This is a genomic window from Arthrobacter sp. 05T420 (assembly GCF_056396305.1).
The window spans coordinates 1-14,041 of the sequence record NZ_JBFTLG010000011.1 but is presented as its reverse complement, the minus strand read 5'-3'; the positions used below and the strand labels follow the sequence as shown (position 1 = coordinate 14,041).

The following is a 14,041-nucleotide window of genomic DNA, read 5'->3' as shown; positions in this document are numbered from 1 at the left end:
TCCTCAGGGAAGGCCGGCCAGGGACGGCCGGGCTGTCCCTACAACGGTCCCGGCAGCCTGAGGGTTCAACGGCGGCCCGCCGCTGCCGAAGCAGGGGCCCGGTGAACTGATCGTAGGCCGGCGTCGTCCTACATCTAGGAGGCAGAAATGTCCGATCAGGAGGCAGAGCTACTGCGGTCGCTGCACGAGGCCTACGGCCCGGCGCTTTGGCGATTCGTCATGAGAATGACCCGTGACAGTTCGCTGGCCGATGACGTCGTACAGGAGACGCTGATCCGGGCCTGGAAACACCCGGCGATTCTGCAGCGCCCGGAAGCGGCGGTGCGGGCCTGGCTCTACACGGTTGCCCGCAATCTTGTCATCGATGACCGGCGCAGCGCCCGCCGTCGCCACGAAACGGAAACCGACCAGCTGCCTGAGGTTCCGGACGCGGACCGGGTGGACAGGATCTTGGATGGGTGGTTGGTATCGGATGCCCTCGCTGGATTGTCCGCCGAGCACCGGGCCGTCGTAGTTCACTCGTACTATCTGCGGGAGACAACGGCCGAGATCGCGGAAAGTCTTCAACTCGCAGAGGGCACCGTGAAGTCACGGTTGCACTACGCGCTGAGGGCAATGCGGCTGGCTCTGCAGGAAGGGGGCGTGACGCCGTGAGCTACAACGGGACCGATGAGTACCGCCGCTGGGATGCCGCGTACGTGCTGGGATCCCTGGTGTCCTCTGAGCGCCACGAGTTCGAGGAGCACCTCTCAGGCTGCGAGGGCTGTAGGGCCGCCGTCGCCGAACTTGCCGGACTGCCGTCACTCCTTGCCACACTGTCAGCCGAAGAAGCACAGGCCCTCGGGCGGACCGACGGCGAAAGGCCAACCCCGAGGTTGCAACCCGGGCTGGCGAAAAGGGTCCAGCACGGACGGCGGCGCACCCGCCTGGCTGTCGCAAGCCTCATGCTGGGCGCCGCTGCTGCCGCAGGCGCAGTCACCGTTGCGGTTACGGCCTCCCCGCCGCCGGCCGCTCAGACCCAGGCTGCGTCCGCAACAGCACTGAACTTCACCCCGGTAGCCGACAGCACACTGATGGCCACGGGATCCCTGACCAGGCAGGCGTGGGGAACGCAGATCGACTGGAAATGCACGTACACACCTACCCCGGCCGACTACGCCCCGCCCGGCGCCGTCCGCACTCCGGAGGAGTACGGGTTGGTGGTTGTTGACTCCCGCGGTGCCGCCACACAGGTGGCCACCTGGACGGCAACTCCCGGAACAGTGGCCACGCCGACAGCGACCACGCAGACCCGGGTTGAGGACATCCGCCGCGTCGAAATCCGTGCCGTGGCCAGCGGCAAGACGGTCCTGACCGCGCACCCATAACCCCGGCCACGCGTATTGCAGAGACAATGGAGGCGTGACTTCCGCGACCGCACCCTTGGACCCAGCCTGCTCCAAGGGCCTCTTCGACCTCGACGCCATCGGGGCTGGCCTGACTTTTGCGGTATCGCTGGAGGCGCTGGCGGCGGCGCTGCAAGGCGGCGGTGCCGGGGGGTCCGCGGTAGTGCAGGCTCCTCCTGGCACGGGCAAGACGACGCTTGTGCCGCCGCTGCTGGCTAACGCCGCAAACGCCAACATCGCGAACAGCGGGCGGCCCGTCCGCGGCGGCCCTCCGCGGATCGTGGTCACCCAGCCGCGCCGCGTCGCTGCCCGCGCGGCCGCCCGGCGCTTGGCCGCCCTGGACGGCACCCGGCTCGGTGACCGCGTGGGCTACACGGTCCGCGGGGAACGCCAGACAGGCCCAGGCACCGTCATCGAGTTCGTTACCCCCGGCATCCTGCTGCGCCGCCTCCTCGCGGAGCCGGGGCTCGAGGGCATCGACGCCGTGGTCCTCGACGAGGTCCACGAGCGCGGGCTGGAGACCGACCTCCTCCTCGGCATGCTCATCGAAGTCCGCGAGCTGCGCGGTGACCTCACGCTCGTGGCCATGTCGGCGACCCTCGACGCGCCCCGCTTCGCTTCACTGATCGGGGAAACGGCGGCCGGAAACGACGACGGCGGCCCGGCGCCGGTTGTCGACTGTCCGTCCGCGCTGTTCCCGCTGGAGGTGGAATGGGCCCCCGCATCGGTGCCGCGGCTGGATGAACGGGGAGTGGCCCGGGCCTTCCTGGACCACGTGGCCGACACGGCCGCTGCGGGGCATGCCGCCGCGTTGGCTGGCGGGCGGGACATTGACGCCCTGGTGTTTGTTCCTGGTGCCTGGGAGGTCTCTTACATTGCGGCGCGGCTGCGCGGCCGGAGCGGCGCTGAGGTCCTGGAACTGCACGGCCAGGCCGGCCCGGCCGAGCAGGACCGCGCCGTCTCCGGGCGTGAGCCCGGCGGGGCTGCCCGGATCATCGTTTCCACCGCACTCGCCGAGTCCTCCCTCACAGTCCCAGGCGTCCGGCTGGTGGTTGATTCCGGGCTGTCCCGCGAGCCGCGCCGCGACGCCGGCCGCGGAATGTCCGGCCTCGTCACAGTGTCCTGCTCCCGGGCATCTGCGGAACAACGCGCCGGCCGGGCCGCGCGCCAGGGTCCGGGCACCGTGATCCGCTGCTACGACCAGAGGGCCTTTGGCGCCGCGCCAGCCCACCAGACGCCCGAGATTGCGGCAGCTGACCTGACCGGCGCCGCCCTGCTCCTGGCATGTTGGGGAGCCCCCGGCGGGCGGGGGCTGGCCCTGCCGGACGCGCCGCCCCAGGCCGCCATGGACGAGGCCGTTGAAGTGCTGCGGGAACTCGGCGCCGTCGCTCCGGACGGTCACGCAACCGGGCTGGGTAAAATCCTGGCCCGGGTCCCGACGGACCCCAGGCTTGCCCGCGCCCTGCTGGATGGTGCCGCGACGGTGGGCCACCGCACGGCGGCCGAGGCTGTCGCCCTGGTCTCGGGGGACCAGCGTGCCCCGGGCGCTGACCTCACGCGCCTGGTCGCCGCGCTGCGAACGGGCAGGGATCCTGGATCCCGGCGCTGGGCGGAGGACGTGCGGCGGATGGAGTCGATCGCGCGGCAGGAGTCCTCCGGCGTCGGGCCCTCTGTCCCTGCCGGGGCGGTGGGCGCCGCGGAGGCGATCGGGTTCGTCGTCGCGCTGGCCTTCCCGGACCGGGTGGCGCGCCGCGTTCCCGGCGAGGGTCCGGCACAATACCTCCTGACGTCCGGAACGCGGGCCGGGTTGCCGGCCGGCAGCCCCCTGTCCGGGCACGACTGGCTGGGCGTGGCCGAAGTATCGCGCGCGCAAGGGCGCCACGCCGCGGGGACCGGCGCCGTCATCCGCTCTGCGGCGCCGCTGACAGCGGACACCGCAGAGGCCGCCGCCCGCAATCTCCTGAGCGAAACGCTGCACGCGCGGTTTGGCCAGGGCCGCGTCTCCGCCCGGCGGGAGCGCCGCCTGGGCGCGATCGTGCTCTCGTCCACCCCGGTAAGGCCTTCTGCGGAGGAGGGCCGTGCAGCTGTGGCCCGCGCCCTGGCGAGCGAGGGGCTGGCAACCATCGGATGGTCGACGGCGGCGGATGGCTTACGCCGCCGTCTTGCCCTCCTGCACCGGGAGCTGGGCGGGTCATGGCCCGACGTTTCCGAGCCGGCGCTGCTGGCCCGGCTGGAGGACTGGCTGGCCCCGGAGCTCGCAGCACTGGCCGGCGGGGCATCCACGGGCGGCATCGACCTCGCCGGTCCGCTGAGCCGGCTGCTGCCGTGGCCCGAGGCTGCCCGGCTGGGTGAACTGGTACCGGAATCGCTGGCGGTCCCCAGCGGGTCACGGATCCGGATCGATTACCCGGATGCGGGAGACACCACCGGCAGGCCGGTAGTGGCCGTCAAGCTGCAGGAGTGCTTTGGCTGGGCAGAGACGCCGCGGCTGGCCGATGGGCGCGTGCCGGTGCTCTTCCACCTTCTCTCGCCGGCCCGCCGGCCCCTGGCCGTGACCGACGACCTCGCGTCGTTTTGGTCCGGACCCTACGCACAGGTCCGGGCGGAAATGCGCGGCCGCTATCCGCGGCATCCGTGGCCCGAAGACCCGTGGACCGCACCCGCGACAGCCCGAACCAAGCCCCGGAACTGACCGCGGGGGCCGGCGGCGGGGCGCCGCCGGCTGAGCTCTCGCGCCGGCCGGGCAACAGGGGCATGATGAAGTTGCACGACGCCGGCGTGCCTCCTGGCCCGCGGGATGCCGGGCAAAAAGGCCGGTCCAGTGGCAAATAAAGCGTGATCTCAGCCAAGCGATGAAGAGTGATGGCCATGCATCTTGCGTTCGTCTCCATTCCCGCCTACGGACACGTGAACCCGACTCTGCCGTTGGTGGCGGAGCTGGTAGGCCGGGGGCACAGGGTTACGTACTTCACGTCGGCCGACTTTGGACCGCAGATCCGCAACGCCGGCGCGGATTTTTACGCCGCCGGCGGGAACTGGATGGCGTCAATGCCTGCCCTGGCGCCCGGGCAGCGGGCGCAGGCGCACCTGATGCTGCCGATCATGAACCGAGTGTTCGAGGACATCAGATCCAGCTTTCCGGCGCTGGTGGACCGCCTGCGGCAGGACCGGCCGGACGCCGTCTGCTTTGACGCTATGACCCTCAGCGGCAGCATGGCCGCAGAAAAGATCGGCGCCCCGGCCATTGCGCTCATGCCCACCTATGCCAGCAATGAACATTTCTCGCTGAGGTCGCTGATGCCTGGCCCGCCACCGGAAGGAGCCGACGCCATGGCCAAGGTTGCGCTGGCCATGAGCCGACTGCTGGCCGAGTTCGCGGCCGAGCAAGGTGTGCGTACGCCCCGGATGTTCGACGGGCCGCCTGCACCGTTCAACATCGTGTTCCTTCCCCGCGAGTTCCAGCCCATGGGGGACACATTCGATGACCGGTTCCGGTTTGTCGGGCCCAGCGTGGGCGGCCGTGACACCCACGACGAATGGATACGTGCCGGAGCGGGTCCGCTGCTCTTCATTTCGCTGGGGACCACCCCACTGAACCGCCGGCCTGACTTCTTCCGGATGTGCCTTGACGTCTTCGGCGGCAGCGACTGGGATGTCGCCATGGCCGTCGGGGACCAGACCAACCTCGCCGATCTCGGGGCTATCGCACCAAACGTCCAGGTCCGGGCTTTCTTCCCGCAATTGCAGGTACTGCGCCAAACCGCTGTCTTCATCACCCACGCCGGCATGAATTCGACCATGGAGGCGCTCTATTTCGCCGTCCCGCTAGTGGCTGTGCCACAGCAACCGGAGCAGGTTGCCACCGCCCGCCGGCTGGAAGAACTGGGTCTTGGCCGGCACCTTGCGGCTGAAGACGTCGGGCCCGAGGCGCTCCGGGCCGCAGCCTCCGCGCTCCACACTGACGCCCAGGTCCGGCGGAACGTGGCTGCGATGAGCGAGATTGTCCGGAGCGCGGGAGGTGCCGTGGCGGCCGCCAACGCCATCGAAGCGCATGTGCTCCACGGCGCGGGCCGGTTCGGCGACGTCGGTTAGGGCAGTGGCCTCGCGGCATATTCGCCGTGTTTCTTGAGGAACTCAGCCACCGTGGCGGCCAGGGACGCCCCCGCCTCGTCGGCACTGCGCTTGGCGCCGGCAACGGCAAAAGAATGGTCGCCGCCCTCGCGCCACTCCACGGTCGCGGCGGGCCCGATTTTGCCGGCCACCGCCTCCAGGAGTTCCGGGGTGGCGAACGTATCGCGGGTGCCCTGCAGGAAAAGCATCGGCAGCGCCAGCCCGTAGAGGTGCTCATCGCGAAGTTTTTCCGGTTTGCCCGGCGGGTGCAGCGGATAACCCAGGTAGACCAGTCCGGCAGCCGGCATGCCTTCCGCCACCGCCATTGAGGCCATCCGTCCGCCGAAGGACTTCCCGGCGGCCCACAGCGGCCGGCCGGCGGACCGGGACGCAGCGGCGTCCATGGCCGCCCGCCACGCGGCGATCGCCGCCGGTGGCCTGTCAGGGAACTTCCGTCCTGCCTCGCGGTAGGGGAAGTTGAAACGCAGGGTGGCGACGCCGAGGTCGTTCAGGGCGCGGGTGAAGCCCGCGAGGAACGGATGGTCCATCCCCGCACCGGCGCCGTGGGCAACGACCAGGGTGGCGAAGGAGCCGTCGGGCTCGGCAAAGACGCCCGACACTGTGGCGTCGCCGACCTCGATGGTGATCGGGAACTCCGGCGTTGTCATGCGTCCATCATGCCGGTTCAAGGGCCGTTCTGCCGCACGGCGTCTGCCCCACCGCTCTTCGGGGCTGGGCCTCCGTTCCGTGACCACGACGGCGCACGCCAGTTCGCCGCTGTCCGCCCGCTGTGCCCGTTTCGCTCTTCAACTGTCCCCGCCGCCGGGGTAGGTTGTCCCCATGGCCAAGGAAGAAGTCCACCTCAATGTCAGCGGTCCGCACGGCGACCGGGAGTTGCGGGTGTCGAGCCCGGGCAGGGTCGTCTGGCCAAGCCTGGGACTCACCAAGCTGGACCTGGCCCGGTACATGGTGGATGTCGGGGATGCCTTCCTGGCAGCGAACGGGGACCGGCCGGTGACGCTCCAGCGGTTCAAGGACACGGTGGACGGTGAGCAGTTCTTCTCCAAGAACCCGCCCAAGGGTGCCCCGGATTTCATCCGTACGGTCGACGTCGTCTATCCCAGCGGACGCTCGCACCCCCAGCTGGTCATTGACGAAATCGCCGCGGCGGTGTGGGCGGTGCAGATGAATACGGTGGTCTTCCACCCGTGGCCCTCCCGGTCCGGCAACCCGGACAATCCGGACCAGTTGCGCATCGACCTCGATCCGCAGCCCGGTACCGGTTTCGCGGACGCCGTTCCGGTCGCACTGGAGTTGCGGCGCGTCCTCGCAGAGGCCGGCCTGGACGCCTTTATCAAGACCTCAGGCAACCGGGGGCTCCATGTCTTTGCCCCGATCGAGCCGACCCGGGAGTTCCTGGAGGTGCGGCACGCCGTCATTGCGGCGGCGCGCGAACTCGAACGGCGCCTACCCGAGCTGGTAACCACCGCCTGGTGGAAGGAAGAACGCGGCGCCCGCATCTTCGCCGACTTCAACCAGGCGAACCGCGACCGAACGATAGCGGGTGCTTACAGCCCGCGTGCACTCGCCAACGCGACAGTGTCCTGCCCGCTCCGCTGGGAGGAGCTCGAATCCGCGGATCCGAATGCCTTCACTATCATCACCGTCCCGGAGCGGCTCAAGGCCACCGGCGATCCCTGGGAGGGCATGCATTCGGGCGGCGCGGGCACCGTCGATCTACTCTTGGAATGGTGGGACAGGGACGTCGAGGCCGGCCTGGGGGAGCTGCCGTTCCCGCCGGACTATCCAAAGATGCCGGGGGAACCGCCGCGTGTACAGCCCAGCCGGGCGCGCAACAACGGCTGACGTATCACCGTCAAGGGACGAATCAGAGGTCTCTACCGTTGGTAGTAGCAGAGGGCGGTTGCGGCGGGCCCACGGGCCCATCATGTCCGGGCGGTGGACTGCCCACACGGCCGTTGGCCAGCACCCCTCCACGGCTGGCCGATGCCGTGGAGACAGCCATCCGTCAAGGCGCCCGCATCGAATTACCGGCATGAGCAAGGCTGAGAAGAAGAAGCTGCGGTATTGCGATTACTACTGCATCATGTCGCTGAAGGACTTCGCGGCCTGGGTCGACGCGGACGACGACCGGGAACCCGTCATGTCCTACGCCGCGCCGCCTACCAGGTAAGTTTCTGGGCTTTGATTTCGTAATGACCGTCACGCTGCGTGAACGTGGCCCGATACCCGCGCTTGACCCCATTGACCACCATCTGGCAGTCCGTATGTGTGTTCACCTTGATGTCCGGGAAGTTCTTGCACTCCACGACGGAAATCGTGATGCCAGGCTTATTGGGTTTGGCGCGGGCCTTGATCCGCTCGGCCAGAATCTTGCCGCTGGTCTGCGGATCGAAGACCACCACCGACGGCGGGGGAGTCGCCGTCACTGTGGTCGTGGGTACCGGCGTGGCCGGAGGTGCAGCGCATCCTGCCATCAGGAGCGCTCCGACCATGGTTGCTGCGCATGCGGTTCTGAATGTGTTCATCGTCGATCATGTCCATCCGACGCCCGTCAACGGAGCTGCCCGAGACCCAGGCTGCCCACGCCAAACTATGCCCTGTCCGGCTTGGGGAATCCTTGGCCCCTGGGCCACGGTGCTAGCGGCGCGGGCGGGCGGTCCGCAGTATGCTGCGGATCGAAACGCCGACGGCGCACACCAGCGGGGCCAACGCCACGAGCACCACCACGGTGTTGGGCCGGAACCTCATGCGGCCCGAGGCGCCCTTGGCGTAGACACCCAGAGGCAGCACGAGCCCGCCGCCCCCGCCGCCACTTCCGCCGCCCGTCTGGGCATCTTCGGTGCTGCTGCCTCCGCCGAAGCCGAACGTCACCACAGCGACGGGGATGACATCTTCCCCTGCGATGCTCACGGCGGGGCCGTACGCCCGGGAAACACCCACATTCTTGAATGTGTCCACGAGGGACGAGAAAGACTCAGACATAGGACACACCATAGGCAACCGCACCCGCTAGTGCCAGAGCCGCCCACCACCGCCCGGCCGCATTGGAAAGGAGCGGGGAGAGGACTGGCCGGAAGGGGCTGGCCCGAAGGGCTGCAAAAGGAAACGGTACCGGGGCTCTGGTTGCGGGCACTGTCCTGCGCTTAGATTTGGAACTGCCGGGCGCAGCCCAGGGCATTAGAGACGAGTCACGAGAATCGAGGCACCGGACATGGGGACATCTACGAATGCGGCTTCACGGCTTGCCGACGCATTGGCAATCATCCTTGGCACCGACGGCATCCCCCTGCGGCTGAGGGCCTGGGACGGCTCGGAAGCGGGCCCGGAGAATGCACCCGTTGTCGTCTTCCGGTCCCGACGGGCACTTCGCCGGATGCTGTGGTCCCCCGGGCAGCTCGGACTGAGCCGAGCCTACGTCGCCGGTGAAATCGAGGCCCCCGGCGACATTTTCGCCGCCTTTGCCGCTCTTAGCTCGGCCGGAAAATTCGCCGAGCCCGGACCGTTCCGGCCGCCGACACCCCGGGAGGTGCTTGCGCTGCTGAGGATTGCCGTCCGGCTCGGCGCGCTGGGACCGAATCCGGCACCACCGCCCGAGGAAGCCCGCGTGGGCCGGTACGGCAGGCGTCACTCCAAGGGCCGGGACGCCGCAGCCATCTCCCACCATTACGACGTCGGCAACGATTTCTATTCTCTCGTTCTGGGCCGGTCCATGGTCTACTCCTGCGCGGTCTGGGAATCCGACGCAACCGGGCTTGACGCGGCACAGGCAGCCAAACTCGATCTGGTCTGCCGGAAGCTGGGACTCAAACCGGGCATGCGGGTGCTGGACGTGGGATGCGGCTGGGGGAGCTTCGCACTTCACGCCGCCCAGCACTTCGGGGCCGACGTCGTCGGCGTGACGCTCTCGGTCGAGCAGGCGGCCATGGCTCGCAAACGGGCGGCGGACGCGGGGCTGACGGAGCGGGTGGACATCCGGGTGCAGGACTACCGCGATGTGGATGACGGGCCGTTCGATGCGATCAGTTCCATCGGCATGTCAGAGCACGTAGGACGCGAGCAGATCCAGCACTACGCCTCCCAGCTGCACGGGTTGCTCCGCCCGGGAGGCCGGCTGCTCAACCACGCGATCTCGTGGAACGCCGGGCCCACCGCGGCGGACCCGGATTCCTTCATTCCCCGCTATGTCTTCCCGGACGGCGAGATGCTCAGCCTTTCCGACATGGTCGCGGCCCTGGAATCGGCGCACCTGGAGGTCCTGGACGTTGAGGCGTTGAGGCGCCACTATGCCCTGACGCTCCGGGCCTGGGTGCGGAACCTCGAGGAGCACTGGGACGAGGCCGTGCGGTTCGCTGGCGTGGGCAGGGCCCTCGTGTGGCGGCTCTACATGGCCGCCAGCGCCCTCGGTTTCGAGGGCGGCCTCACGGGCGTGAACCAAGTCCTGGTCCAACGCCCCGGCGGCGCGGAACCCCCGTTGCGCCGATCCGCATGGATCTGAGGCCGCTCCCATCCGTTGACGCCGGGTCCGGCCCCGACGAACCGAGTCCCGCCCGATGAGCCGGGTCGCGCCCGATGAGCCGGGTTCCGGAGGCTGACCCACGGACCGCGCGAAGCTAGGCTGTCTTCATGAGCAATACCGAAGTTGCGCCACAGGAAATCCTCTGCGAAACGGAGGGGACACCCGCCGGCGTCGAACTCCTGGCCCCGCGGCAAGTCCCACTGGGCGGCCCGCGCGCGATGGACGTGCGGCGCACGCTTCCGCAGCGCCAGCGCAGCCTCATCGGGGCGTGGTGCTTCCTGGACCACTATGGCCCGGACCGGGTCGGCAATTCTGGCGGCATGAAAGTCCCGCGGCACCCGCACACCGGGCTGCAGACTGTCAGCTGGCTGTTCACGGGGGAGATCGAGCACCAAGACTCGGCCGGCTTCCACGCAGCAGTGCGGCCCGGTGAAGTCAATCTCATGACCGCCGGCCGCGGCGTCAGCCACTCGGAATTTTCCACCCCGGACACAACTGTCCTGCACGGTGCTCAGCTGTGGGTGGCGCTGCCGGACAGGGCACGCCACATGGCACCCACGTTCGAGCACTATCGCCCGGAACCTGTCAGCGGAAGCGGCTGGACCATGCGGGTCTTCCTGGGCGCGCTTTCCGGGTCCGTCTCGCCCGTCGCCACCCACACGCCCCTGCTGGGCGCGGAGATCCTGCTCGGGGCAGGTGCCGAACTGACCCTCGAAACAGATTCCTCCTTTGAACATGGCCTGCTGGTGGACTCGGGCAGCCTGGCCCTCGACGGACACCCCGTCCCGAAAGACCACCTCGGGTACGTGCCGGTCGGACGCGGCTCCCTGGCGTTGTCCGCAGGCCCGGACGGGGCCCGTGTCCTGCTGATCGGCGGCGAGCCGCTGGGCGAAAAGATCGTGATGTGGTGGAACTTCGTGGGACGCAGCCACGACGAGATTGTCGCGTACAGGGCCCAGTGGCAGGCCGAGATCGGCGCGCACGACGGCGCTGAAAACGGTTCTGCGGACGGTTCCGACGCCGGCCCGGCCGGAGCAGCGGCGGCCGCCGCTCCGGCGGCAGGCACGGACCTGCGGTTCGGCCCTTTTCCGCCCGGGGGGCCCGCCGCCCTCCCGGCCCCGGCACTGCCGAACGTCCGCATCAAGCCACGCGGCTAGGCCGTGCATGAGCCGTGCCCAGCGGCGTCCAACGCCTGCACCAGTCCAGTATCCTCAAGCCAGGCCACCGCGCCAACCCGCCCCATCCCAGGAGACCACGCTGACATGATCACCATCAGGAACAACCCCGAGCGCAACCGATTCGAAGTGCTCGCCGACGACACCGTGATCGGCCAGGCCGCGTACGTGGACGACGTCGGGGAGGCCCAACGGATTTTTTACCACACGGTGATCAATGAGGAATATGGCGGCCAGGGGCTGGCCGGCATGCTTGCCGCACAGGCACTGGATGAGACCGTCGCCGCGGGCCTCATGATCGTTCCAGTGTGCCCGTACATCAAGAAGTACCTTGCAAAGCACCCCGGCTATGCGGCCAACGTGCTGGCGCCCACTCCGGCTCATCTGGAGTTAGTGAAGGCTTGGCTGGCCCAACGCGTCCGGCAGTGACCGTTCCTGGCGCTCAGGGATGCGCGATGAACCGCTCCACACGCCGGTCGGGGATGAGCCAGATCGCGGCAACCACCGTATAAGCCGCGATGCCCAAGAGCGGGTTCACGAGGCTGAGCCCCATCCCGGCGATGTACAGCACCGGGGATCCCTTGCCCTTCCAGTCCTGCCCCATGGCCTCATCCAGCGCGCCACCGCGTCCCTGCTGGCCGATCAGCGCCGATTTCAGGATGTAGTAGGCAATAGCGGCGAGCAGCAGGTTCAGACCGTAGACCAGGACGGGGACCTCTGCCAGGCCGGCGTCATTTATCCACCGAGTAGTGAACGGGATGAGGGACAACCAGAACAGCAAGTGCAGGTTTGCCCAGAGAACGCCGCCGTTGATCCTCCCAGCCAGATGAAGCATGTGGTGGTGGTTGTTCCAGTAGATCCCGACATAGATGAAGCTCAGCAAGTAGCTGAGCAGTGTTGGAAGCTCGTGGAGCAGCGCCGTCCAGGTGGGTTCGGCGGGGACGTGAAGCTCCAGCACCATGATGGTGATGATGATCGCAAGCACGCCGTCGCTGAACGCCTCCAGCCGGTTCTTGTTCATGGGCCGCCTTTGATCAGGGCATCGTGGCAGATGCAACGAGGAACTGCCGACGCCGTGACGTGCGGTTCGTAAGAAACGGTACCGTCAAGTTTGTCTTTCGGCGAGGACGGCTCAGCCCTCGGCCTCTGCTTCAAGCTCTGCCTCGGCCATTTCGAGGGCAAAGCCCAGTGCGCTGGCGAGGTTGCCGGCTGCCGCCACGATCCGGGGAGTCCCAACGATGGGAGCGACCGCGATGAGGATGCCTTGGACGTCCTCTAGGGTGATGCCAACGTCCATTGCGGTGCCGGCGTTGAGCAGGTAGGAGGCGGCCGGGGCGTCCACTGCAGCGAGCACCGCAATCCGGGCCAGCATCAACTCGCGGGGGTTGAGGGTGGAGCGTTCGAGCGACACGGCAGTGATGTCGGCGAGGGCGGCGAGGACGGGAGCTTCTTCTTCGGCCATGGTCATATCTCCATCTGATTGCGGTCTGGTGTGCCCAGTGGGCAATGAGAGCGGGTTTGCCCACTCGACTGCAACGTAACCCGACACAGTGGAAGAAGGCATCACCCGAACGGGATGAGCCGATTGACAGCCGTCCGAGCGTGGCCGGAACCGTCAGCAGCGCGTTGACGAACGCCCGCGCAGGGGTTCGGCAAGGCATCGCCAACGCGTTGACGAGGGGCCGCTTCGGGGCCACAATCGCATTAGCTCGACCCAAGGCGCGTTCGCGCGCTCAACAGGACTGACCCAGGCAATCAGTGCCGGTGGCGGTTCCTGACGTCAAAGGGAGGTCGCCGAGCATGGCTGAGAAGAAAGTCAAGCATTTGAGCGTCGAGGAACGCGAATCAAAAGGCAAGGGCAACCGCAAGAAGACGCCCGTCTCGAGCCACACCGGGTGGAAGCCCGCTGCCGACAGACCCGATCCGGTGGCACTCCTCGAGGAACAGAATTTGACCCGGGAGCAGGACCTCGTGCCGGTGCGCCACGGCCGGATGTTGGTCTCACCGTTCACGTTCTACCGGGGTGCGGCCAAGATCATGGCCGCCGACTTGAAGGACACGCCCCGGGCCGGCCTGCGCGTCCAGCTGTGCGGCGACGCCCACCTGTCCAACTTCGGGGTCTTCGCCTCGCCAGAGCGCAACTTGCTGTTCGACCTGAACGACTTCGACGAGACACTCCCGGGACCGTTCGAGTACGACGTCAAGCGGATGGCGGCGAGTTTCACGATCGCGGCGCGGAACAACGCGTTCACCAAGGACGAAACACGCGACGTGACACTGACGGCGGTTCGAGCCTACCGCGAAGCGATGGCCGAGTTCGCGCAAATGCGCACCTTGGACATTTGGTACGCGCGTCTGTCCGAGGAGCAGTTGATGGAAGCCATCAACCTGGCAGTGGCAAGCCAGAAGGGGAAGGCTCTCAAGAAAGCTGCCCAGGGCATGGAAAAGACGGCTCGACAGAACGTCGCAAAAGCACATACCAGGGACAGCCTGCAGGCACTGTCGAAGCTGGCCGAACGAGTTGACGGAGAGTATCGAATTGTCAGCCAACCACCGATCGTCATTCCCGTCCGGGACCTGGGAGATACGTACGGTATGTCTGGCGACGAGGTTGAGAAGGCGGTTCGTGAACAGCTCCGGGCCTACCGGGCCACACTGCCGGACGACCGGCGTCACCTGCTCGAACAATTCGAAGTCATCGACGTCGCCCGCAAGGTGGTGGGCGTCGGCAGCGTCGGCACACGGGCGTTCATCGCCCTGCTCCAGGGCCGCGATCAAGAGGATCCCCTGTTCCTCCAGGTCAAGGAGGCCACGAAATCGGTGCTTGAGGA

General features: G+C 67.9%; 15 protein-coding genes. 10 read left to right on the top strand and 5 right to left on the bottom strand.

The features are described from left to right. Positions 1 to 147 precede the first annotated feature (147 nt). The 4 genes from AC1DEM_RS11970 to AC1DEM_RS11955 all read left to right on the top strand — a co-directional run bounded on the left by AC1DEM_RS11970 (position 148) and on the right by AC1DEM_RS11955 (position 5,477). A complete protein-coding gene (locus AC1DEM_RS11970; protein WP_476884579.1) occupies positions 148 to 654 on the top strand; it encodes a sigma-70 family RNA polymerase sigma factor in 507 nt (168 codons plus the stop codon). Further along, complete coding sequence (locus AC1DEM_RS11965) at positions 651 to 1,367, top strand: anti-sigma factor family protein (protein ID WP_476884578.1); 717 nt, start codon at positions 651 to 653, stop codon at positions 1,365 to 1,367. The genes AC1DEM_RS11970 and AC1DEM_RS11965 overlap by 4 nt, the downstream gene beginning before the upstream one ends. Positions 1,368 to 1,401: 34 nt before the next feature. Then, a complete protein-coding gene (gene hrpB / locus AC1DEM_RS11960) occupies positions 1,402 to 4,077 on the top strand; it encodes an ATP-dependent helicase HrpB (RefSeq protein ID WP_476884577.1) in 2,676 nt (891 codons plus the stop codon). Between the two features lie 170 nt (positions 4,078 to 4,247). Next, positions 4,248 to 5,477, top strand: a complete 1,230-nt coding sequence (locus AC1DEM_RS11955; protein WP_476884576.1) for a macrolide family glycosyltransferase — start codon at positions 4,248 to 4,250, stop codon at positions 5,475 to 5,477. On the opposite strand, the gene AC1DEM_RS11950 is transcribed toward AC1DEM_RS11955, so the two are convergent. After that, on the bottom strand, positions 5,474 to 6,163 hold the full coding sequence (locus AC1DEM_RS11950) for an alpha/beta hydrolase family protein (protein ID WP_476884575.1): 690 nt from the start codon (positions 6,161 to 6,163) through the stop codon (positions 5,474 to 5,476). The genes AC1DEM_RS11955 and AC1DEM_RS11950 overlap by 4 nt on opposite strands. A gap of 172 nt (positions 6,164 to 6,335) precedes the next feature. Here AC1DEM_RS11950 and ligD point away from each other — a divergent pair, with 172 nt between their 5' ends. Beyond that, positions 6,336 to 7,361 carry a non-homologous end-joining DNA ligase gene (ligD, locus tag AC1DEM_RS11945; RefSeq protein WP_476884574.1) on the top strand — a complete coding sequence of 342 codons (1,026 nt, stop codon included), beginning with the start codon at positions 6,336 to 6,338 and terminating at the stop codon, positions 7,359 to 7,361. 190 nt (positions 7,362 to 7,551) lie between these two features. Then, entirely contained in the window at positions 7,552 to 7,689 is a 138-nt protein-coding gene (locus tag AC1DEM_RS11940; protein ID WP_476884573.1) for a hypothetical protein, read from the top strand. Here the strand turns inward: AC1DEM_RS11940 and AC1DEM_RS11935 are convergent. After that, the gene (locus tag AC1DEM_RS11935) at positions 7,679 to 8,044 is read right to left on the bottom strand and encodes a hypothetical protein (RefSeq protein WP_476884572.1); all 366 of its coding nucleotides are present in this window, start codon (positions 8,042 to 8,044) and stop codon (positions 7,679 to 7,681) included. The two genes, AC1DEM_RS11940 and AC1DEM_RS11935, sit on opposite strands and share 11 nt — an antisense overlap. 112 nt (positions 8,045 to 8,156) lie before the next feature. Then, positions 8,157 to 8,501 (bottom strand): hypothetical protein, encoded by a 345-nt coding sequence (locus AC1DEM_RS11930; protein ID WP_476884571.1) that lies wholly within the window; start codon positions 8,499 to 8,501, stop codon positions 8,157 to 8,159. Between the two features lie 229 nt (positions 8,502 to 8,730). Here AC1DEM_RS11930 and AC1DEM_RS11925 point away from each other — a divergent pair, with 229 nt between their 5' ends. The 3 genes from AC1DEM_RS11925 to AC1DEM_RS11915 all read left to right on the top strand — a co-directional run bounded on the left by AC1DEM_RS11925 (position 8,731) and on the right by AC1DEM_RS11915 (position 11,639). Beyond that, a complete protein-coding gene (locus tag AC1DEM_RS11925; protein WP_476884570.1) occupies positions 8,731 to 10,014 on the top strand; it encodes a class I SAM-dependent methyltransferase in 1,284 nt (427 codons plus the stop codon). A gap of 128 nt (positions 10,015 to 10,142) precedes the next feature. Beyond that, positions 10,143 to 11,192 (top strand): pirin family protein, encoded by a 1,050-nt coding sequence (locus tag AC1DEM_RS11920; protein ID WP_476884569.1) that lies wholly within the window; start codon positions 10,143 to 10,145, stop codon positions 11,190 to 11,192. A gap of 105 nt (positions 11,193 to 11,297) precedes the next feature. Beyond that, positions 11,298 to 11,639, top strand: coding sequence for a GNAT family N-acetyltransferase (locus AC1DEM_RS11915; protein ID WP_476884568.1), 342 nt, complete (start codon positions 11,298 to 11,300; stop codon positions 11,637 to 11,639). Positions 11,640 to 11,652: 13 nt separating this feature from the next. On the opposite strand, the gene AC1DEM_RS11910 is transcribed toward AC1DEM_RS11915, so the two are convergent. Together AC1DEM_RS11910 and AC1DEM_RS11905 are read right to left on the bottom strand one after the other, a co-directional pair. Beyond that, positions 11,653 to 12,231 (bottom strand): TMEM175 family protein, encoded by a 579-nt coding sequence (locus AC1DEM_RS11910; protein ID WP_476884567.1) that lies wholly within the window; start codon positions 12,229 to 12,231, stop codon positions 11,653 to 11,655. Between the two features lie 111 nt (positions 12,232 to 12,342). Further along, on the bottom strand, positions 12,343 to 12,672 hold the full coding sequence (locus AC1DEM_RS11905) for a carboxymuconolactone decarboxylase family protein (RefSeq protein WP_476884566.1): 330 nt from the start codon (positions 12,670 to 12,672) through the stop codon (positions 12,343 to 12,345). A 338-nt stretch (positions 12,673 to 13,010) separates the two neighbouring features. On the opposite strand from AC1DEM_RS11905, the gene AC1DEM_RS11900 reads away from it, so the two are divergent. Then, positions 13,011 to 14,041: DUF2252 domain-containing protein (locus tag AC1DEM_RS11900; protein ID WP_476884565.1), on the top strand; the 1,031-nt coding region annotated here is incomplete at its 3' end.